Source organism: Streptomyces sp. N50 (assembly GCF_033335955.1).
Lineage (GTDB): Bacteria > Actinomycetota > Actinomycetes > Streptomycetales > Streptomycetaceae > Streptomyces.
The window spans coordinates 785,398-806,537 of record NZ_CP137550.1 but is presented as its reverse complement, the minus strand read 5'-3'; the positions used below and the strand labels follow the sequence as shown (position 1 = coordinate 806,537).

The following is a 21,140-nucleotide window of genomic DNA, read 5'->3' as shown; positions in this document are numbered from 1 at the left end:
GTAGCAAGTAAGCGTTTTCTCGGGGCAGTTGGAGGCGGCGTCGAGCTCCCGGCCATGACACCGGGTCACCGGTCACGGCAGCACCGACGACGCCACCGCCCGCCCCGCCAGCAACGCGGCGACCGGATCGGCCGCCTCGTCCAGTTCGATGAGCACCGTGTCGGCGCCGGGCGTACGGGACATCGCGTCGGCCCAGGCCTTCCAGTCGACGATGCCCGAGCCCAACTCGGCCATGTAGGGCTGTTGTTGGGCGAAGACGGTCTCGTCGATGGTGAGTTCCACGTCGATGGGCCTGACCGCGTCCTTCCAGTGCGCCAGCGCGACACGCTGCGCGTGACGGCGTGCCACGGCCACCGGATCACCTCCACCGAGCGCGATGTGGCAGGAGTCGGGGCACAGCCAGACGTAGCGCGGATCCGTGAAGGCCATGAACAGGTCGATGTCACGCTCGTACCAGAGCGTGCTGTTGGACTCCGTGTGGACGGCGAGCCGCACGCCCTGCCGGGAGACGGCCTCGCCCACCGCGTGCGCGATGTCGGCCATGCGGGTCATGTACGGGGCGTCGACGAAGAGGGGCGGGCGGGTCCCGAACGTCGTGCGCATGGGGAGTCCCGTGACGAGGAGTTCGGCCCCCACGTCGACGAGGAAGGCCGCGCGTCGTTCGGCGTCGGCGACGATCGTGGGCAGGTTGTCCGGGTCCAGCCAGTCGGGGCTGTCCTCCCCGGCGACGAACGCGCTCACGACGGCCAGCCCACGGCCCACCAGCTCGCGCCGGAAGCCCTGCGCGCTGCCGAACGCCCGCAGCGCCGACTCGATGTCGCCCGGCGCGAAGGTGAGTTCGATGCCCGTGACGCCGGCCTCGTCCAGCGCGTCCATCACCCGTTCCCAGAAGTGCTCGGGGTGCGCCAACGCCCATGCGCGTACCGCGTCCGCGGAGGGGAGATCCCAGAAGTCCGGGTGGTAGAAGGTGACGACGTCGGTCGCGAAACGCGGGGTCACTCGGCACCTCCGCGCGCGTTGTAGACGACGACACCGTCCGCCTCGTCGACGGCCTTGCGGTAGTTCCGGAACACGGCCAGCGCCTCGTCCCGGAGAACGTCCCCCACGACCTCGATGCCCCGTGCCTCGAACTGCTCGGCCCAGTCCGCGCCGAGCGGGCCCTCGTCGAACGTGGTGATCTCCTCCAGCTCCGGACCCTCGCCCGCTACCACCAGACCGCGCACCCCGGACCACAGCGTGGCGCCGTAACACTGCACGCAGGGGCGCCAGTTGACGACGAGTTCGTGGGTCGGGAGGCCGGTGGCGCCCAAGTCCCATCCTCCGGTGGCTACTTGGGCCAGGCCGAGGGCCATGACCTCCGCGTGTGCGCTGGAGACTCCGGAGGCGAGCACGACGTTCACGCCGACCGAGACGATCCGGCCGGTGTCGCGCTCGGCGACGAGGGCCGCGAACGGACCGCCGTTCCCCTCCCGCCAGTTGCGGTCCGCGAGCCGGTGCACGAGGCGCATCCGGTCCGCGCGGCCGGGGACCACGGCGGGCACGTCGGCCAGCTCGTCGTCGATCCACGCGGGCAGCGCCACGCGGTATTCCTTCACGATGTCGATCACGAGCGGGCTTCCTTCACGGTCGGGCTTCCTTCGCGTCCGGGTCTCTGCACGTCCGGGTTTCCTCTCAGTGCGCGGCGAGCGGCGCGGTGCGGGTGGTGACGGCCCGGGCGGCCCGTACGGCCGTCACCGCGCCGGTAAGCGTCACGTTGGCGGCCATCGGCGTGGGGATCACACCGGTACCGGCGACGTACAGGTTGTCGTAGCCCCACACCCGGCCGTCCGGATCGCACACGCTGGTCCCGTCGTCGGCGGTGCCCGAGCGGACGGTACCGGTCAGGTGCAGGGACGAGCCGGGCGGGAGCAGGGCGAGTTCGGTCGCGGGGTCGAAGGGGCCGAACTCCTCGGCCAGGGAACGGACTTCGGCCAGTCCCCGCTCGATGAGCGCACGGTCGGTGTCCGTGTAGGCGAACTCGACGCCGATGCGCGGCAGTCCGGCGAGGTCCGTCTCCAACTCGGAGAAGACGAGCCGGTGTTCAGGGCGCGACTCGATCGGGATGAGCAGCGACAGGCCTATGGCGTGTGCGAGAGGGCGGCCGTGCTCGTCGACGTACGTCCGGTTCATGATCTGACCGTGGAACGGCTGGGCCGAACCGTTCTGCGGCAGCCACAGCGAGTCCGTGCTGAACTCGCCGGGGCGGGGGAGCGGCAGGTCGTCCACGTCGATCCCGAACTGGTCGAGATCCAGGAGGACTTGGGCGGTGATGAACGCGTGCTCGTTGAGGTGGCGGCCCAGCGCTTGGGGGCGGATGCCCGAGGCGAAGAGGAGTTGCGGGGTGCGTAGTGCGTCGGCGCACACGATGACGGTGTCCGCGTGGAGTTCGGACTCGGTGCCGTCGGCGACGCGGCGCAGTCGGGCGCCGGTGACCCGGCCGTCCGCGACGAGCAACCGGGTCGCGAGGGTCCCCGTCAACAGCGTGAACGCCGGGTCGCCGCCCGTGGCGATCGCCGGGAAGATCGTGCCCGGAGCTGTGCGCGGCATGGGGCCCGAGTCCGTCGCCGAGACGGCCATGGGCATCGGCTGCGGCCGCCGGTCGGCGGGTGCGGTGTCGTCGTAGCGGCGGCGCAGGACGTCCAGGACGGTCCGGCCGACCTCGGTCGGGCCGATGGGGGAGGGGGAGACGGCGAGGAGGCGGCGCGCGGTGTCCAGGTCGGCCGTCCAGCGGGCCGGGTCGCCGAAGTCGAAGACCTCGGGTCCGGCCGGCCACGGGGTCGCGGCGGTCCAGTGGACACCCATGCCGCCCGCGTTCCACGCGAGGGCCGTCGCGGGCATCGCCTCGGCGTCCTCGCCGAAGGCCAGCGCGTGGAACATGCCGGGCGTGAGGTTGGCGAGGCTGTCCGTGACCTCGCGCACGACCTCGGCGCCCGTGTACATGCCCTGGATGCCGGACTCGACCCGCTCGTTGTAGCGCGACCAGACGGCCGGATCGGCCACATCGTGCAGGTGCAGCCCGGGCGTCTCACCGATCGCGCTGCCGCCGTCGACCATCGTGATGCCCAGCCCCGGATCGCTCTCCCGCAGCAGCCGGGCCACCGCGGAGCCCATGATGCCGCTGCCCACGATGAGGACGTCGGTGTGCGGGGTGTCGGTCACAGGGAGACTCCAAAGTCGTTTGCCGTGGGGGGAGTTAGGAGCTGGGGACCAGCGGTCCGAACAGCTCGGTGTCCATACGGTCGAGGGCCAGCTTCACCGCGCCGATCAGGGCGGCGTCGCGGCCCAGGCCGGTGGCGCGCAGTTCGATCGCGGGGGTGCGGGCGGCGCGCATCGCCTCGCGCACGCGGGGGAGCAGTACATCGGCCGCGTCCTCGAGACCGCCGCCGAGCACGATGAGCGAGGGCGCGACCGTCCACGACAGGGTGGTGAGGATGGAGGTGATGTTCTCGACGAACTCGTCGACCTCGGCGAGCGCTTGGGCGTCTCCGGCCCGGGCGGCCTCGAAGCGTTCCCGCGCCACCTCGCGTTGCGCCGCCTCCGGCGAGCTCAGCCAGGCCACGGGGCGGTCGGCGATCGTGCCGGTCGGGATCGAGCGGGCCTCGACGATCTCGCCGGCCGCGCCGTCCAGACCCCGGTGCACGGCCCCTCGGATCAGGATGCCGAGACCGGTCCGGTTGCCGAGGATGGCCCACACCACGTTGTCGTGGTCACCGGCCACACCACGCCAACGCTCCGCCAGCGCACCGAGGTTGGAGTCGTTGTCCGCGAACCATGGCACCCCGATCCGCCGCCCGAGCTCCTTGGGCAGATGCACGCCTTCCCAGCGCGTGGTGTGCACGAGCCGTCGTACGACCCCTTCGTCGTCGATGGCGCCACCGCCCGCGACCGCACCCGCGCGCAGCCGGTCGAGCGATCCGCCCGCGTCGTCGAGTGCCTCCCGGACCAGGGCCGCCGCGTCGTCGAGCGTGGCCTGAGGGTCCTGGTAGGCGCGCAGCGGACGGTGCGCCCGGCCGACGATACAGCCGCGTACGTCGGCGATCACGGCCGAGGCGTCAGCGGTGTTGATGTAGACGGCGGCCAACAGGGCGTGTTCCGCGCGCAGTTCGTACCGCCGGGCCGGTCGCCCGGCGGAGCCGCTGGTCGGGATCCGCTCCAACTCGGCCACCCAGCCCGCCTCGACGAGCGAGTCCAGGATCAGCTCGATCGTACGGCGGGACAGACCGGCCTGGTCGGCGAGCGCGGTCAGTGTCGTGGGTCCCGCGGACACCGCGAGCGCGCGCAGGACGACCGAGGTGTTGACGCGCCGCACGGCGCTCTGGTTCATCCCTGACATCAACACCCCTCCGCCTCCTCGGACCTGCCCCGTGCGACGGGCGTGAACCCACAGGTCTCGGTCACTCGCGTCACCGCATCCCCGATCCGGCGATGCCCTGCACGAAGTACCGCTGCAGGAACAGGAAGAGCACGAGGACCGGCAGCATCACGACGATCGCGCCGGCGAGGACCAGACCGTAGTCCGTGACGTGCTGGGCCGCCTGGCTGGTGGCGGCGAGGCCGACCGGGAGGGTGTAACTCGCCGTGCTCTGGGCGACGATGAGCGGCCAGATGAAGTTGTTCCACGAGTTCAGGAACGACATGATCGTGATGGTCGCGACCGCGGGACCGGCCAGCGGAAGGAAGATCCGGAAGAAGATCCGGAACTCGCCCGCGCCGTCGATGCGTGCCGCCTCCAGCAACTCGTCGGGCACCGACTGCGCGTACTGCCGCATGATGAACACCGAGAGCGGAAGCGCCACACCGGGCAGCGCGATGCCCGTGAGGGTGTCGGCGAGACCCATGTCGACGGTGATCACGAACTGGGTGACGAACACCGTCGTGAACGGCACCATCATCGCCGCCATCACCGCGCCGAACGCGAGCCGTTTGCCCGTGAACTCCAGCTTGGCGAGGGCGTATCCGGCCGCCGAGGCCGCCACGACGTTGCCGATCACCACCATGAGGGCGACCAGGACACTGTTGGCGAGGAAGCGCCCGAAACCCTCGGTCCGGAACAGCCGCACGAAGTTGTCGAGCGTGACGTGCCGCGGCAGCCACGCGCCCGGGTCCGAGCGGATCTCGTCGAGACCGCGCAGCGAACCGCTGACCACCCAGAAGAAGGGCAGCAACGTGAGCAGCGCGCACAGCACCAGCGCGCCGTAGAGCAGGGGGCGGCCGACGGACCGGGGGCGGAGAGCGATCCGGTCGGTGGCGGTGAGGTCGGTGTCCTTCAAGGACGCGGTTACGGCGGTCATGTGCGCGGCCTCAGCAGTCGGAACTGGACGACACTCACCAGCAGCACGAGCAGCAGCATCACGAAGGACGCGGCCGAGGACATGCCCAGTTGGCCGGACCCGAACTGGTGGTAGGTGTACAGCGATACGGACTCGGTGGACCCCAACGGGCCACCGTCCGTGAGGAGATAGGGCTCGTCGAAGACCTGGAGGTAGAAGACGGTCAGCAGGACCGACACCATGAGGGTGGTGGGCAGCAGCAAGGGCAGGGTGATGTGCCTCAACTGCCGCCACCTGCCCGCCCCGTCGAGCGCGGCGGCCTCGTACACGTCCTCCGGTACGGCCTGCAGTCCCGCGAGGAACAGGACCATCGCGGTGCCGAAGTTCCGCCAGACACCGAGCAGGATCACCACGGGCATGGCGAGGTGCGGGTCGTCCAGCCAGTTGGGTCCGGCGAGGCCGACGTGGGCCAGCGCCTTGTTGACGGTGCCGCCCGCGTTGAAGGCGTACTGCCAGATCAGCGCGACCGCGACGACATTCGTGACGACCGGTGCGAAGAAGACCGTACGGAACACTCCGCGCAGCCGCCGGATACCGGAGTTCAGCGCGACGGCCAGCGCGAAGCCGATCGCCATCGTCAGCGGCACACCGACGGCGACGAAGACGCCGGTGTTCAGGATGTCCCGCAGGAAGGTCGGGTCCTGGAACAGGCGGAGGTAGTTGTCCAGGCCGGTGAAGTCGACCGCGAGGGGGTGGCGCAGGTCCGAGCCCCGCAGGTCGGTCAGGCTGAAGCCGAGCGCGGCCACCGTGGGGATCGCGGTGTAGAGCAGGAACACGACGGCGAACGGCGCGAGGAACAGCCAAGCCACCGCCGTACGACGGGAGTTGCGTGCCCTGCGCCGCGCCGCCGGGACGAGCGTGGTGGTCATCCGCGGCTCACTCCGCGCCCGTGCCGAGGCTCTTGGCGTACGCCTGGATGCTCGCGGCGGCCTTCTCGGCGGTCTGCGTGCCCTTCGCCACGGTCTCCACTTCCTTGCCCAGCCGGGTGGCGACCTGCTGCCAAGTACCCACCTGGGGAAAGGCCTTGGTGTTCTTCAGCTGGGTGAGGAAGGCGTCGAGGAGCGGCTGCTTCTTGACGGCGGGGGCGTCCCAGGCGGAGATCACCGCGGGCAGCGAGCCGTACGCCGAGTACTGCGCGACCTGCGTGCTCGGCTTCGAGACGTAGCGGACGAACTTCCACGACGCGTCCGTGTTTCCGCTGTCCGCGAGGACGCCCCAAGTCCCCCCGGCGGAGAAGGAGACGCTGCCCGAGGAACCGGCCGGCAGGGGAGCGGTGGCGACATGGGCCGCCGTCCAGCCGGTCTTCTTCGCGGCGGTGTCGAGCTGCCCGAGCACCCATGGACCGGTGATCATCGTGGCCGTCCTGCCGGACACGAAGTAGGGCTGCGCGTCGAGGAAGGTGGGGGTCGCGGTGTCGGCCGAACCCGAGGTGAAGAACGACGCGTTGTACTTCAGGGCGTCGACCATCTCCGGTGTGTCGAGGGTCCAACTCCCGCCGGACGAGAGGAGGTTGCCGCCAGCCTGCCAGGCGTACATCGCGACGTCCTGGCCGTTGAAGATGTCCCAGCCGTTGTCCGCGCCGAGGCCGTGCACGGCTCCGGCGCCCTTCAGCGCCTTGAAGAACGGCACCATGTCGGCCCAGGTGGTGGGTGCCGTGACGCCCGCCTTCTTGGCGAGGTCGGCGCGGTAGACGAGGGCGTACGTGTACGCGTACCAAGGCACCGTGTAGGCCACGTCCTTGACCAGGCCGGCGTCCCACAGGCTCGTGAAGAAGGCGCCGGAGTCGACGAGTCCGTCCGGCACCGGCCGGAGGATCGACGGGTCGAGGAACTGCGCCTGCGACTCGGGGAAGAACTGGGCCACATCGGGGCCCTTGCCCGCCGCGATCGCCGCTTGGAGCTTCGTGTAGTACTCGGCGTTCGGTATCAGCGTGAACTTCACGGTGACGTCCGGGTTCGCGGCCTTGAAGGGCTTGATCACCTTGTCGAGGACATCGGCGTCGCCCTGGGCGGCCCAGACGTTGACGGTACCGGTGGCCGGCTTGTCGTCGATCGACTTGGCGGTGGCCTTCGCGGTGGCGGTCGCGGTGTCGCCGCGCCCGCAGCCCGAGAGGGCCAGGGTGCCGAGCAGGGCGGTGCCGGCAGACAGTCTGAGGACGCCGCGGCGGGAGGGATCGGACACTCGGGGGCTCCTGTCTCATGGGGCGCTGAGGACAGTGGAGGGAATTCCGGAGCCCCGCCCTTTTCGGGTTCCGGCATTTTCGGGGAAAGCAGCGTTATCGGTCCGACGGCCGTAATGCGGCTGATGGGACCTCTGTGGCTGACTGCGACGTTAGGGAGGGTCTGTTTCGCCGGCGTGGCTCGGCCGTCACGAATAATTTCGGAACTTGTAGCGAAATCCCTGACAGAGGGAAAACCCTTGAGTGCCCCTGACCTGCGTGACATGGACGGGTCAATGCTGCCATTCTCCACGCACCACCCCCACGGATCCTCCACGGATCGGTCAAGGTTCGGTCGGTCCCGCACAGCTCAGCTCTTCCCGGACAGCAGACCCGGCTGTCCGGTCTGTCACCGGCCGCGCCCGCGGCCGTCGCAGGAGGAGTACGAGTGAGACGCATTCCCCGCAAGCGGATGGCAGTCGGAGCCCTGGTCTCCACCGCCGCCTTCCTGGCCGTCGGCATCCAGTCGGTGCCCGCGACCGCGAAGCCCGCCTCCCCCCACCCGAGTCCGCTGCTCACCGGAAGCCTGGAGGCGAAGCTCACCCCGGCCCAGCGCTCCGCCCTGGTGAAGAGCGCCACCCAGAACAGCACGACGACCGCCCGCACCCTCGGCCTCGGCGCCAAGGAGAAGCTGGTCGTCAAGGACGTCGTCAAGGACAACGACGGCACCGTCCACACGCGCTACGAGCGCACCTACGCCGGTCTCCCCGTCCTCGGCGGCGACCTCGTGGTGCACACCCCGCCCGCCACCGAGGCGACCGGCACCGTGAGCGCCACCTTCAACAACAAGCACACCCTCACGGTCCCCTCGACCACCGCGTCCGTCGCCAAGTCGGCCGCCGAGACCAAGGCCCTGACGACCGCCAAGGCCCTCGACGCCAAGGCGCCGAGCACCGACAGCGCCCGCAAGGTCATCTGGGCCGGCACCGGCACCCCGAAGCTCGCCTGGGAGACGGTCGTCGGCGGGTTCCAGGACGACGGCACGCCGAGTCAGCTGCACGTCATCACCGACGCCACCACCGGCAAGGAACTCTCCCGCTTCGAGGGCATCCAGACCGGTACCGGCAACACCCAGTACAGCGGCACGGTGTCCCTGAGCACCACGCTGTCCGGTTCGACGTACCAGCTGTACGACACCACGCGTGGCGGCCACAAGACGTACAGCCTCAACAACGCCACGTCGGGCACCGGCACCCTGATGACCGACGCGGACGACGTGTGGGGCACCGGCGCGGGCTCCAACACCCAGACCGCGGGCGCCGACGCGGCCTACGGCGCCCAGGAGACCTGGGACTTCTACAAGAACACCTTCGGCCGAAGCGGCATCAAGAACGACGGCGTCGCCGCGTACTCGCGCGTCCACTACAGCACGGCGTACGTCAACGCCTTCTGGGACGACAGCTGCTTCTGCATGACGTACGGCGACGGCACCAGCAGCACCCACGCGCTGACCTCGCTCGACGTGGCCGGGCACGAGATGAGCCACGGCGTCACCTCCAACACCGCCGGGCTCAACTACACCGGTGAATCAGGCGGGTTGAACGAGGCGACCTCCGACATCTTCGGCACCGGCGTCGAGTTCTACGCCAACAACAGCAGCGATGTCGGTGACTACCTCATCGGCGAGAAGATAGACATCAACGGCGACGGCACGCCGCTGCGTTACATGGACAAGCCGAGCAAGGACGGCGGCTCCGCGGACAGTTGGTACTCCGGCGTCGGCAACCTCGACGTCCACTACTCCTCGGGCCCGGCGAACCACATGTTCTACCTGCTCTCCGAGGGCAGCGGCACCAAGGTCATCAACGGCACCACCTACACCAGCACCACCTCCGACGGTGTCGCCGTCGCGGGCATCGGCCGGGCCGCGGCCCTGCAGATCTGGTACAAGGCGCTGACGACGTACATGACGTCCAGCACCAACTACGCCTCCGCGCGCACCGCCGCGCTCAGCGCCGCCGGTGCCCTGTACGGCACAACGTCCGCGCAGTACGCGGGAGTCGGCAACGCCTTCGCGGGCATCAACGTCGGCAGCCACATCACCGTGCCGACCAGCGGTGTCACGGTGACCAACCCGGGCAGCCAGTCCTCGACCGTCGGTACGGCGGTGAGCCTCCAGGTCGCGGCCAGCTCCACCAACAGCGGTTCGCTGACGTACGCGGCGACCGGACTGCCGACCGGTCTGTCGATCAGCAGCTCCACGGGCGCCATCACCGGCACCCCGACGACCGCGGGCACCTACAGCTCCACCGTGACCGTCACCGACAGCACGGGAGCGACGGGGACCGCGTCCTTCACCTGGACCGTGAGTTCCAGCGGCGGGGGCGGCAGTTGCACCTCGACGCAGTTGCTGGGCAACGCGGGCTTCGAGTCGGGCGCCACCACCTGGACCGCGACCAGCGGGGTCATCACCACCGACACCGGCGAGGCGGCCCGCACCGGTTCGTACAAGGCCTGGCTCGACGGCTACGGATCGACCCACACCGACACGCTGTCCCAGTCGGTGACGATCCCGAGCGGCTGCACGGGGACGACGTTCACCTTCTACATCCACATCGACACGGCTGAGACCACCACCAGCACGGCTTACGACAAGCTGACGGTCACCGCCGGATCGACCACCCTGGCCACCTACTCCAACCTCAACGCGGCCAGCGGGTACGTCGCGAAGTCCTTCAGCCTGTCGGCCTTCGCGGGCACCACGGTCGCCCTGAAGTTCAGCGGAGTCGAGGACTCCTCGCTCCAGACCAGCTTCGTCATCGACGACACCGCCGTCACGACCAGCTGATCCACCCGTGAGTCCGGCACCCCGCACGCGCCCCCAGGCGTGCGGGGTGTTCCGGTTTCTCTCAGCTCAGCGGGTCCAGCGTCAGGTAAGCCTGCTGCGGGTTCCCGTCGTTCACCAGGGACTCCTGGGCGCCGACGTCGTCGAACGCGAACGCGTACGCCTTGCCGTCGGCCATCTGCGCGTGGATCTTGCGCGCGTACTGGTTGGTCACCGTGTCCACGTAGAAGTTCGCCGTGGTGGTGTCCGGCTGGTTGGGGTTGACCAGCAGCGTGGACCGGTTGAAGCCCGCGCACAGCGTGCGCGAAATCGGGCCGCGCACCAGGTCGTTGGGGGCGTCGAGGTACTTGTAGCAGCCGAAGATGCTGGCCGCGTCCGGCTTCTGGAACGTCGTGACGACCGCCCCGGAGCTGTTGGTGAAGTTCATGACGTTGCCCGACACCCGGCCGTAGTACTTCGTGTTCGGCTGGTCGGCGAACGGCGTCACGGTCAGCGTCGACGACGAGTACTTCGACCAGACACGGTTGATGTAGTCGTCCATCACCGTGCTCGGCAGGGCGCCCGTCTCGATCCCGTACGTCGGTGAGAGCGCTCGCAGAACCGTGCCGTCGGACCGCGTCTGGATCAGGTTGGCCCAGCCGCCCGGCTGTCCGCGCAGCGCGTTGAAGAACCCGGTGTAGCCACCCGACTTGAGATGCCCGGTGGACGCCGTGGACCCGTCGGACCGCTGCACCCCGACCGCGTACGGCGCGGAGAACATGTCCACCTGGGTGCTGTTGATCCACAGTCCGGAGTCGTTGAGCGTGTACTCGGACCAGTTGAAGAGGATGTTGCGGTTCGGGTCGGTCGGGTTCTGCACGGCCGGCTGCACCAGACCGCCGGTGGTCAGCTTGAACACCAGCTTCTGGCCGTACGAGAAGTAGAGGCGGCCCGAGAACTTGGGGATCCGGATGGTCGTGGACTGCCCCGACGCGGGACCCGCGATCGACGCGTCCGGCGCCGGAGTGGGCGGGTTGCCCCCGGCCGGCCACGCGTGGAACGTGCCGTTGGCGTCGGCCCAGCCCTGCTGGCCGGTGGTCAGGTTGGTGCCCAGGTCGTAGATGTAGACCGCGTCGCCGCGGCCCGAGTTGTTGGTGATCTTCAGCGGGATCGTGGCGGGCACCGCGGCGTCCGCCGTCAACGGTGTGGCCAGCGCGATCATCGTGGCCACCGCGGTCGCGGAGCCCAGTCGACGCAGGAGTCTGGCGAGCACTACTCACCTCCGTGTGGGGGGTGTACGAAAAATTGGTCCGTACCTGTGTGAGAGCGCTCTCAGGGTCGCGCCGAGGCGCGGGCATGTCAATGAGTTGAACGAAAGGTGCCCATGGCAACTCGCGCCGTGGGCACCTGGGTTGAATCAGTGAAAGCGGTCCGCCGAGCAGAACGTTCGGTCAGAACGTACGGTCCAGCAGGTCGAGCAGCGCGACCCAGTGACGCTCGTCGGCCTCCGCGTCGTACGAGGAGGTGTCGGCCTGCGTGTAGCCGTGCTGCGCGCCCGCGTAGACCTCGCAGCGGTGCCGGACACCGGCCGCGGTGAGCGCGTCCTCGAACCGCTTGATCTGCTCCTCGGGCAGCGAGGAGTCCTGGTCGGCGTGGCCGAAGTACAGCTCTGCGGTGATGTGTTCGGCTGCCAGGTGCGGGCTGTTCGGGTCGTCCGTGGCCAGCCGTCCGCCGTGGAATCCGGCCGCGGCCGCCACCCGGTCCGGGTAGGCGCCGGCGGTGTACAGCGCCAGCCGGGCCCCCAGGCAGTACCCGGTGATGGCGACCGGCCCGTCCGCGACGAACGGGGACTCGGCCAGCCAGCGCAGGTACGCGCCGGCGTCCCGCTCGACGAGGTCGGGCGTCAGGCTCATGAGCAGCGGGCCGACCTTCTCGAAGATCTCCGGTCGCTCGTGCGGGTCGATGAACTCGGGCAGCTCCACCACCGGCGCGCGACCGTGCCGGTAGAACACGTTCGGCACCAGGACCGTGTAACCGGCCTCGGCCAGCCGGTCGGCCATCGACTCGAGGTGGGGGCGGAGCCCGAAGGCGTCCTGGTAGAGCAGCACGGCCGGACGGGGACTCTCGTCACCGGGATGCACCAGATAGGCGTCCGCGATGCCGTCCTCGGTGGGGATGTCCACGGCTGTGCCCTGTACGGCGGTCATGGTGGGGGTGCCTCCCTGCGGATGGGCACCGGGCCGACAGCCGGCCCGGCGCGGCGTGTTCCGATCATCGTGGCACGCCTGCCCACGGCCCCTCCGCCGGGGTCACGCGAAGCGGAACCGGGGTCACTCGAAGCGGGAGACGTCCCCCGCGCCCTTGCGGACGATCTCGGCCTCGCCGTTCGAGAAGTCGATGACGGTCGTCGGTTCCGTGCCGCAGTCCCCGGAGTCGACCACCGCGTCCACCACGTGGTCGAGCTGGTCCTTGATCTCCCAGCCCTGGGTCATCGGCTCCTCCTCGTCGGGCAGGAGGAGGGTGCTGGACAGCAGCGGCTCGCCCAGCTCGGCCAGCAGCGCCTGGGTGACGACGTGGTCGGGGATGCGCACGCCCACGGTCTTCTTCTTCGCGTGCAGCAGCTGGCGCGGCACCTCCTTCGTCGCCGGGAGGATGAAGGTGTAACTCCCGGGCGTGGAGGCCTTGATGGCGCGGAACACGTCGTTGTCGATGTGCACGAACTGGCCCAGCTGGGCGAAGTTCTGGCACACCAGCGTGAAGTGGTGCCGGTCGTTCAGATGCCGGATCGTCTTGATCCGCTCCATGCCGTCACGGTTGCCCAGCTGGCAGCCCAGCGCGTAGCAGGAGTCGGTCGGGTACGCGATCAGCGCACCCGAGCGGACACTGTCCGCGACCTGGGAGATGGTGCGGGGCTGCGGATTGTCCGGATGCACGTCGAAGTACTTGGCCACCCGCCGAGCTTATGCCGTGGGCGCGCGGGTCGCCGCGCGGGCCTGCCGCGGGCGGTCGGTCCGGGGGTGTGTACCCCGGCGAATCAGGGGAATCCGACGAGAGCGCTCGGGTCTCTCCCCCGAACCCGGGCAGGACCGGCTCCGCCCGCGGCCCACCCCCGAGGCCGCGGCGGGGCGGTTCCACCGCCGTCGGGTGCGGGGGCCGTCCGGACCGGTGGGTGCGGGGGCGCGTGGCTCAGCCGTGCAGCCGTACCGGCACCTCCTGCCAGCCGAAGGCGATGAAGGACGGCACCTGGCGCAGCTCGTCCGCCGCCACGGCGAGCCGGGCGTCCGGGAAGCGGTCGAAGAACGCGGGCAGGGCGGTCAGGGCCTCCACCCGGGCCAGCGGCGCCCCGATGCAGCGGTGCACGCCGATGCCGAAGGACAGGTGGTCGTCGGCTCCGCGGGCCGCGTCGAAGACGTCCGCGTCGGGGCCGTAGTGCGCGGGATCGAGCCCGGCCGCGGCGTACGTGGTGATGATGGCGTCCCCGGCGGGGACGGTGATGTCGCCGACGGTGAGGTCGCTCACCGCGAACCGCAGCGGCAGCGAGGCGATGGACGGGTGGACACGCAGGGTCTCGTCGACGACCGCGTCCCACCCGATCTTCCCGGCGCGTACGTCCGCCAACTGCTCGGGGCGCTTGAGCAGCGCGACGATCGCGTTGCCTATGAGGTTGACCGTCGTCTCGAAACCCGCGCCGATCACCAGCAGCAGCGTGTACAGCAGTTCCTCGTCGCTGAGCCGGTCGCCGTCCTCGTCGCGGACCCGGATCAGTTCGGTGGTGAGGTCGTCGCCGGGGTGCTCGCTGCGGTGGGCGATCAGCGCGGGCAGGACCGTGCCGATCTGCCGCTGGACGAACGCCGCGTGCTCCGGGGACGGGTCCGAGGTGTCCATGATGGCCGCGATCAGTCGACCCGTGTCGTCCACCAACTCGTCCGGCACACCGAACAGTTCGCAGATGATCCGCATCGGCAGCGGATGTGCGAACGCTGCCTTGATGTCGACCACCTCGGCGTCGTCCGCCGCCAGCGCGTCGAGCAGTTCTACGGTGATCGTCTCGACCCGGGCGCGCATCGCCTCGGTACGCCGGTGGGTGAAGCTGGGCGCGACGAGTTTGCGCAGGCGGGTGTGGTCGGTGCCATAGGTGGAGAGCATGTTGATGACGCCGATCCAGCCCAACACCCAGCCCCAGGAAGGGTGTTCGCCCATCTCCGACCACAGGTTCCAGTGCAGCCGGGGGTCCCTGCTGACCTGCGGGTCGAGGATCAGTTCCTTCAGGGTGTCGTAGCCGGTGGGGGCCCAGGCGGGGATACCGCCGGGCAGTGCGACGGGCACGATCGGGCCGAGGGCACGCAGCTTGGCGCTCTCGGCGGCCATGTCGGCGCCGAACGGGTCGAGGACGATGCGGTCGGACACGGTCACGACAGGTCTCCTGGCTGGTCGGGGGAGCGGGGGCTGAACCGCACGGGCAGCGACGTGAGCGAGCGATGGAAGGGACCGGGGCGCCAGGTCAACTCCGCGCGGGGTACGACAGGTTCGAGGTCCGGCAGCCACAGGGTGAGCCGTTCGATCGCCTCCGTCGCGATGAGCAGCGTGTGCTGTTTGACCGGGCAGGCGTGCGGACCCGCCGACCACGACAGGTGCGAGGCGTCCTGGGGATGCCGTCCGGTGACGACCTCCTGCTCGGCGAAGTGCGCGAGCGCGCCGTACGAGACGACGACGGGGACGGCCGGACTGATCCACGCGCCGTGGAACGTCACGGGTGAACGGGCGTAGTGGATCCCGTAGTTGGCGAGCGGCGTCTCGTGGTGCAGGACCTCCACCACGGCGTCCATGACCGGGCGGGCGCCACTGGTCAGGGTGGAGTAGTAGACCGAGGTGCCGAGGATGCGGGACAGGGCGTTGGACACCAGGTTCGCGGTCGGCTCGTGCCCGGCGCCCAGGGTGAGGAACACCTGCCAGGCGACCTCCTCGGGGCTCAGCCCGGCCGGATGGTCGAGGAGCCAGCTCGGCAGATCGTCACCCCGCGACTCGGCCTTGGCGGCGATGAGTTCGAGGACGTACCCGCCGAACTCGGCCTCGCCCTCGGCCGCTTGGGCGCCGCCCTCCATCATCTTGCCCAGCGCCTGGTCCAGCCGCTCGCTCTGACTGTCGGGCAGCCCGAACAGGCTGTTGAAGACCAGCGCCATCAGCGGCCGGGCGAACTCGCCCACCAGGTCGGCCTGTCCGCGCGGCCCGATCCGGCTCACCAGTACATGCACGGCCCGGTGCACCCGGGCGCGCAGGTCGTGCGGCTCGATGCGCTCGAAGGCGTCGATCAGCGCGCCACGGTAACGGACGTGCGCCGCGCCGTCCGCGAACAGGGAGTTGGGCCGCCAGCGCATCATCCCGAGCACCGGCGAGTCCTCGGCGACCGTCGTCTCCCACGGCCGGGGATCGTGCGAGAACGTGTCGGTGTCCCGCAGCAGCTCCAGCGCGGCCCGCCGCTCGGTGACGACGAACGCCGGTACGCCCGGGGCGAGTTCGGCCCGGCCGACCGGACCCTGGGCGCGCAGGGCGGCGTAGTAGCCGTAGGGATCCAGCGCGAAGCCGTCCTCCCACAGCCGGACGGGACGGGCGGGGCCGACGGGGGAAGTGGTGGTCACCGGTGCTCCGGAGGGTCGCGGTCGATCAGATGCTGGACCAGGGCGAGCAGCGCGTCGAGGGACGAGTCCGCGTCCCGGGCGTCACAGGTCACCAGCGGCGTGCCGGGCGCCAAGTCCAGGGCGGCGCGCAGCTGTTGCTCGGTGTGGTGCCGGGGCGCGTCCGGGAAGGTGTTGAGGGCGACGGCGTACGGCAGCCCGCTCTCCTCCACCAGCCCGAGCACGTCGAACGAGGCGTCGACGCGCCGGCTGTCGACCAGCACGAGCGCCCCGAGCGCGCCGTACGCGATGTCCTCCCACAGCGCCCGGAACCGCTCCTGCCCGGGTGTGCCGAACAGGTACAGCACGATGCCGCCCGGCAGGCTGATCCGACCGAAGTCGATCGCGACGGTCGTCGTCGACTTCTCCCGCACCCCGTCGAGATCGTCCACATGGACGGACGCCTCGCTGAGCCGCTCCTCGGTGTGCAGTGGGCGGATCTCCGACACGGAGTCGATGAGCGTCGTCTTGCCCACCCCGAAGGGTCCCGCGATCAGGATCTTGACCAACTCGCGGGCGGTGTCCGGCAGATGGATGCCGCCGGCCGGGCTGTCGCTAGTGGTGCTTGAGGGCGCGTAGGCCATCTGCGACTCTCTTCAGCAGGTCGGGGTCGAAGCGTTCGGCGGGCGGGATCGGGGCACGGGCGAGCACCAGGCTCCGGTCGAGCAGACCGGCGGCCAGCACCCGCACCGCGGACACGGGCAGCTCCAGCAGGGCCGCCGCCTCCAGCACCGTCAGCGAACCGCCGTACAGGGCGTCCAGCAGGGCGAGTTGGGCCGCGGGGAGGTCGGCCGGGGCGGGCTCGCCGCTGCCGCTGAGGACCGTCAGCCGTTCCAGGTGCGGGCGGCTGGGCCGGGCCACACCGCCGGTCGACAGATACGCGGGAACGAGGGGACGGCCGCCGCGGCGGCCCGTCATGCCGGCGCGCCGCCGTCAACTCCCCGCGGAGCGGCGGCCATCGCCTTCTCACCCAGCCGCGCCACCTGCGAGTGCACCCGGTGCGCCAGCAGGTCCAGCCGTACCTCGGTGTCGCCGTAGGCCGCCACACACGTCCCGTGATCCGTGGGCACGATGAGCACATAGCCGAGGTCCGACTCGATGACCACTTGCCGGATCTCGGCCCGTTCCCGGTCGGCGAACGCCGCCGCGGCGGTCCGGCACGCCCCCTGCACCGTGCTGGTGATCGCGGCGACGCGCTCGCCCGAGGCCTGGGACAGCGCGTCGGTGTACCCCCGCACCAGCCCGTCCCGGGTCAGGAGCACCGCCGCCACCACATGCGGCACCTCCAGGATCGGATCCAGCACCCATGCCGTGTCGCCCCCATCGCGGCTGGTCATCTGGCCGCTCCCCCCTCGTGATCGGTCTGATGTGTGTCGTGCGCCGCTGTGTCGAGCGCTACGGATTCATCGGCTACGGCGCCCTCGCTCGCGGCGCGCGCGGCGGCGGTGCCGGACTGGAGGGCGCCGAGTGCGGCGGCGGCCTGCTCCGGGCCGCGCTCCCGTCGGCGTATCTCGGGCGCGACCGGTACCGCCGGTGCCGCCGGTGCGGCGGCCGGGGTCCGGCGGCGGCGCCGGGGCAGGCCGCCCGCATCGGGTACGGCCTGATGCCCGGACGCGTCGGCCACGGCCCGTTCGTCGCGGTCGGAGCCGTAGGAGTGGGCCGGCGCGGGGGCGGGCGTGCGGGTGGGCGCTGGGGCCCGGCGGGTCGAGCGCGGTGCGCCGGCCGCGGGCGGCCGCCGCTCGGGGTCGATACGGCTGAGGAGGTGGCTGTCGATGCGCAGGACCGCGCGGACGCCGCCGTACGGGGACGGCGAGGACACGTCGACGCTCAGGTCGAACTGCCTGGTCAGACGGCCGATCGCGGCGAACCCCATGCGGGGCGGGTCGCCCAGGTCGGTGAGCAGGACCGGGCCGGAACCGGCCACCATCCGCCCGGCCTGGTCGCGCTCGTCCTGCGTCATGCCGAGCCCCGCGTCGTCGACGGTGACGCAGGCGCCGTGGTGCACGTGTTCCAGGTTGACCACGACGTCGGTGTCCGGGGCGGAGTGCCGCAGCGCGTTGTCGAGGAGCTCGGCGACGATGATCGCGACCGGTTCGACGGCGTGCGAGACGAGCGCGGTACCGGCTTCGAGGTGGTTGTGCACCCGCACCCGGTGATACCCGGCGAGCCGCGCCTGCCCGCCGGTGACCGCCTCGACGAGGTGAGACTCCTCCCGTGCGAGCCCGACCCACGCACCACACACCACGGCCGCGACCTGCGCACGGCGCAGCGACTGCTCGTTCTCGTGGTCCAGCATGAACAGGGTCTGCGTCAACTCGGGGTCGTCGTAGCGCTGTTGGAGCGAGCGCAGGGCGTCCTGCAACCGGTACAGCGCGGCCTGGATCTCACGGGTCGCCCCACGCATCCCGGCCTGCGCGGCGGCGTCGACGCGGGTGCGCTGCGCGATGAGCTCCGAACGCACCGCGCTCAGCACGCTTTCGAGGGCGATCCCGAGGGGCGAGCCGATGAACTGCGGCTGCCCGGGCCCCGGAACGGCGACGCGCGGATGCGTGAGCTGCCGGGCGGCGGCCGGAATCCGCTGGAGTGCCAGATGGTCGACCTCGGCCGCCAACGCCGCCTGAAATCCGTCCAGTCGGTCCCGCAGCCCGGCGATCTCCTCGCGCTGCAGGGCACGTTGACGCCGCGACCGCAACAGCCCGGCACCGAGCGCCAGCGCGGACAGCGTGCCGGCGGCGAGAGCACCGGTCACCAGGTCCGGTAATTCGGTCATCGAATCGAGTCCAAGCGAAGTCGGGCAGGGCTGAGTTGGGGCCCTTGAGGCTTAGTCCGGGCCCCTCGGCGGGGTGCCCGGAGCACAGTACACACCGTCATCGACCGCTCTCGCACGGTGTAACAAGACTTCGCTCCGAAACTGACCGGCCTCTGTTCGCTTCTGTGGCATGTGTCTGAAATGGCCTGTGGGGAAAGAGAGTTGAGCCGTTAGGGTCGGTGCATCACGCACGGAGGGGGAGCGGTGTGACAGGCGTGGCGCGCTGGCTGGACGGCATCGAGGAGCAGGCGGCCGGTGTCCTTCCGCCTGAGATCCACGCCTACTTCCGCAGAGGTGCGAGCCAGGGCCTCAGCGCCGCCGAAGCCGCCCCCGCCTGGGACGGATTCCGCCTCCGGCCGCACATCCTGCGGGACGTGTCCCGGTGCGACACCTCAACGACCGTACTGGGCACGGCAGTCGACACACCGGTCCTCATCGCCCCGAGCACCTTGCAACGCCGTGCCCATCCCGACGGCGAGGCGGCCACCGCGCTGGGCGCGGCCGGTGCGGGCTCGCTGCTCGCGGTGACCTCGAACACGGCGGTCCCGTTCTCAGCCCTCGATCCCTCGGGCGCGCCGTGGTGGGTGCAGGTGTACGTGGCCCGCGACCGGTCCCTGACCGAGGAGACACTTCGGCGAGCCGTGGCAGCCGGCGCCCGGGCGGTCGTACTGACCGCCGACACTCCCGTCATCGGCTCGCACGGCAGACCCGGAGCGCATGTCGCCGACTTCGTGGGCCCGGAGGACCTGTACGGCAACGTCACCGGCACACCCGCCCGGGAGGCGGCCGAGCATGCGCCCGACCTCACGCCGGACGTGATCGGCCGGCTGCGCGACCTGACCGGGCTCCCGGTCGTCGTCAAGGGCGTCCTGCGCGGCGACGACGCCCGCGCCTTCGTGGACGCGGGCGCCGCCGGACTGATCGTCTCGAACCACGGCGGCCGCCAGCTCGACGGGCTGATCCCGACGGCCTGGGCGCTACCGGAGGTGGTCGACGCGGTCGCCGGCACGGACACCGAGGTGTACGTGGACGGCGGACTGCGCCGGGGCACCCACATCCTCGCCGCCCTCGCCCTAGGGGCCCGAGCGGTTTTCGTCGGCCGCCCAGCGCTGTGGGCACTGTCCCTGGCCGGCGCGGCGGGCGTGACCCGCCTGATCGGGGAGCTGACGACGGAACTCGTCGAGACGATGCGGCTGACGGGGGTGGCAGAACTCCCGGGGATCGGACGGGACTTGCTGCATCTGCCGACGGACGTCAGCCGTTCGGCAGGATCACCGCGCGCCCGTTGATCTTCCCGGCGTGCAGTCGCTCGTACGCGAGCGGAGCCTCGTCCAGGGTGAAGGTCTCCGTGTGGACCGACACCGCGCCGGAGCGGGCCAGCGCCAGGACCTCGGTGAGTTCGCCGCGGCTGCCCCAGTAGGGGGCGTTGACCGACACCTCGAAGGGCAGATGGCCGAAGCCCACGGGCAGGGCGCCGCCGCCGATGCCGACGATCGCCACCTCGCCCTCGACGGCCGCGACCGCACCCGCCGTCCGGACCGTCGGGTCCGCGCCGACGAAGTCGAAGACGGCCTCGGCGCCGATCCCGGCGGTCAGGTCACGGACCGCCTGTGCGGCGTGCGCGTCGGACAACACCGTGTCGTGGGCGCCGACTTGGCGCGCCAGCCGGAGCTTGTCCTCGCTCACGTCCAGCGCGATGACCCGCGCCGACGTCAGCGCGCGCAGCAACTGGATCGCCACATGGCCGAGTCCGCCCGTGCCGATGACGACCGCCGTCGAACCCGGCACCAGCTTGGGCAGCGCCCGCTTGATCGCGTGGTACGGGGTCAGACCCGCGTCCGTGAGGGGGACCGCCGCGACCGGGTCCAGGCCGTCGAGCGGGACCAGGTGACGGACGTCGTCCACGAGCAGGTACTCGGCCATCGCACCCGGCGCGCCGAGTCCCGGCGGGTGAATGCCCGACTCGGCTGCCCGCAGGCAGTAGTTCTCCTTGCCCTCGGCGCACTTGGCGCAGGTGCCGCAGCCCCAAGGGCCGTACACGGCAACGGAGTCGCCCTCCTCGACACCGGTGACTCCGGCGCCGAGTGCGGCCACCGTGCCCACGCCCTCGTGGCCGAGGGTGAGCGGAAGGTCGTAGGGGAAACTCTCGGCGGGCCAGCTCATCACGGCGATGTCGGAGTGGCAGACTCCGGCAGCGGTGACCTTCAACAGGACCTGGCCAGGGCCGGGTTCGGGGTCGGGGACCGTGACCACCTCGGGGGCGGCGCCGATCGAGCGGTACTGAAGTGCCTTCATGGTCGGATTCCTT

19 protein-coding genes are annotated in these 21,140 nt (G+C 70.7%); 2 read left to right on the top strand and 17 right to left on the bottom strand.

The window, feature by feature from the left end:
• Positions 1-72: 72 nt before the first annotated feature.
• From R2B38_RS48175 to R2B38_RS48145, 7 genes are all read right to left on the bottom strand, one after another.
• Complete coding sequence (locus R2B38_RS48175; protein WP_318022536.1) at positions 73-999, bottom strand: sugar phosphate isomerase/epimerase; 927 nt, start codon at positions 997-999, stop codon at positions 73-75.
• The gene (locus tag R2B38_RS48170; RefSeq protein ID WP_318022535.1) at positions 996-1,607 is read right to left on the bottom strand and encodes a nucleoside deaminase; all 612 of its coding nucleotides are present in this window, start codon (positions 1,605-1,607) and stop codon (positions 996-998) included. The genes R2B38_RS48175 and R2B38_RS48170 overlap by 4 nt, the downstream gene beginning before the upstream one ends.
• 64 nt (positions 1,608-1,671) lie before the next feature.
• Complete coding sequence (locus tag R2B38_RS48165; protein WP_318022534.1) at positions 1,672-3,198, bottom strand: GMC oxidoreductase; 1,527 nt, start codon at positions 3,196-3,198, stop codon at positions 1,672-1,674.
• Between the two features lie 34 nt (positions 3,199-3,232).
• Positions 3,233-4,363, bottom strand: a complete 1,131-nt coding sequence (locus R2B38_RS48160) for an ROK family transcriptional regulator (RefSeq protein WP_318023088.1) — start codon at positions 4,361-4,363, stop codon at positions 3,233-3,235.
• Positions 4,364-4,442: 79 nt separating this feature from the next.
• Complete coding sequence (locus R2B38_RS48155) at positions 4,443-5,330, bottom strand: carbohydrate ABC transporter permease (protein ID WP_318022533.1); 888 nt, start codon at positions 5,328-5,330, stop codon at positions 4,443-4,445.
• The gene (locus tag R2B38_RS48150; RefSeq protein ID WP_318022532.1) at positions 5,327-6,238 is read right to left on the bottom strand and encodes a sugar ABC transporter permease; all 912 of its coding nucleotides are present in this window, start codon (positions 6,236-6,238) and stop codon (positions 5,327-5,329) included. The genes R2B38_RS48155 and R2B38_RS48150 overlap by 4 nt, the downstream gene beginning before the upstream one ends.
• A 7-nt stretch (positions 6,239-6,245) precedes the next feature.
• A complete protein-coding gene (locus tag R2B38_RS48145; protein WP_318022531.1) occupies positions 6,246-7,550 on the bottom strand; it encodes an extracellular solute-binding protein in 1,305 nt (434 codons plus the stop codon).
• 449 nt (positions 7,551-7,999) lie between these two features.
• Between R2B38_RS48145 and R2B38_RS48140 the strand changes: the two genes are divergently transcribed.
• Positions 8,000-10,375 carry a M4 family metallopeptidase gene (locus tag R2B38_RS48140; RefSeq protein WP_318023087.1) on the top strand — a complete coding sequence of 792 codons (2,376 nt, stop codon included), beginning with the start codon at positions 8,000-8,002 and terminating at the stop codon, positions 10,373-10,375.
• Between the two features lie 61 nt (positions 10,376-10,436).
• Here the strand turns inward: R2B38_RS48140 and R2B38_RS48135 are convergent, their stop codons facing one another.
• The 9 genes from R2B38_RS48135 to R2B38_RS48095 form a co-directional block, all read right to left on the bottom strand.
• A complete protein-coding gene (locus R2B38_RS48135) occupies positions 10,437-11,573 on the bottom strand; it encodes a glycoside hydrolase family 64 protein (RefSeq protein WP_318023086.1) in 1,137 nt (378 codons plus the stop codon).
• Positions 11,574-11,802: 229 nt separating this feature from the next.
• Positions 11,803-12,558 (bottom strand): dienelactone hydrolase family protein, encoded by a 756-nt coding sequence (locus R2B38_RS48130; RefSeq protein WP_318022530.1) that lies wholly within the window; start codon positions 12,556-12,558, stop codon positions 11,803-11,805.
• A 123-nt stretch (positions 12,559-12,681) separates the two neighbouring features.
• Entirely contained in the window at positions 12,682-13,302 is a 621-nt protein-coding gene (locus R2B38_RS48125) for an L-threonylcarbamoyladenylate synthase (RefSeq protein ID WP_033283018.1), read from the bottom strand.
• Between the two features lie 235 nt (positions 13,303-13,537).
• The gene (locus R2B38_RS48120) at positions 13,538-14,764 is read right to left on the bottom strand and encodes a cytochrome P450 (protein WP_318022529.1); all 1,227 of its coding nucleotides are present in this window, start codon (positions 14,762-14,764) and stop codon (positions 13,538-13,540) included.
• Positions 14,761-15,987, bottom strand: coding sequence for a cytochrome P450 (locus R2B38_RS48115; protein WP_318022528.1), 1,227 nt, complete (start codon positions 15,985-15,987; stop codon positions 14,761-14,763). The genes R2B38_RS48120 and R2B38_RS48115 overlap by 4 nt, the downstream gene beginning before the upstream one ends.
• Complete coding sequence (locus tag R2B38_RS48110; protein ID WP_318022527.1) at positions 15,984-16,607, bottom strand: GTP-binding protein; 624 nt, start codon at positions 16,605-16,607, stop codon at positions 15,984-15,986. The genes R2B38_RS48115 and R2B38_RS48110 overlap by 4 nt, the downstream gene beginning before the upstream one ends.
• Entirely contained in the window at positions 16,579-16,941 is a 363-nt protein-coding gene (locus tag R2B38_RS48105) for a DUF742 domain-containing protein (protein WP_033283022.1), read from the bottom strand. Before R2B38_RS48105 ends, R2B38_RS48110 begins: the two co-directional genes overlap by 29 nt.
• Positions 16,938-17,360 carry a roadblock/LC7 domain-containing protein gene (locus R2B38_RS48100; protein WP_033283023.1) on the bottom strand — a complete coding sequence of 141 codons (423 nt, stop codon included), beginning with the start codon at positions 17,358-17,360 and terminating at the stop codon, positions 16,938-16,940. The genes R2B38_RS48105 and R2B38_RS48100 overlap by 4 nt, the downstream gene beginning before the upstream one ends.
• Entirely contained in the window at positions 17,357-18,793 is a 1,437-nt protein-coding gene (locus tag R2B38_RS48095) for an ATP-binding protein (protein ID WP_318022526.1), read from the bottom strand. The genes R2B38_RS48100 and R2B38_RS48095 overlap by 4 nt, the downstream gene beginning before the upstream one ends.
• Before the next feature lie 245 nt (positions 18,794-19,038).
• Here R2B38_RS48095 and R2B38_RS48090 point away from each other — a divergent pair, with 245 nt between their 5' ends.
• Positions 19,039-20,121, top strand: coding sequence for an alpha-hydroxy acid oxidase (locus tag R2B38_RS48090; protein ID WP_318022525.1), 1,083 nt, complete (start codon positions 19,039-19,041; stop codon positions 20,119-20,121).
• Here R2B38_RS48090 and R2B38_RS48085 read toward each other — a convergent pair.
• Positions 20,087-21,127 carry an NAD(P)-dependent alcohol dehydrogenase gene (locus tag R2B38_RS48085; RefSeq protein WP_318022524.1) on the bottom strand — a complete coding sequence of 347 codons (1,041 nt, stop codon included), beginning with the start codon at positions 21,125-21,127 and terminating at the stop codon, positions 20,087-20,089. The two genes, R2B38_RS48090 and R2B38_RS48085, sit on opposite strands and share 35 nt — an antisense overlap.
• Between the last annotated feature and the right edge of the window lie 13 nt (positions 21,128-21,140).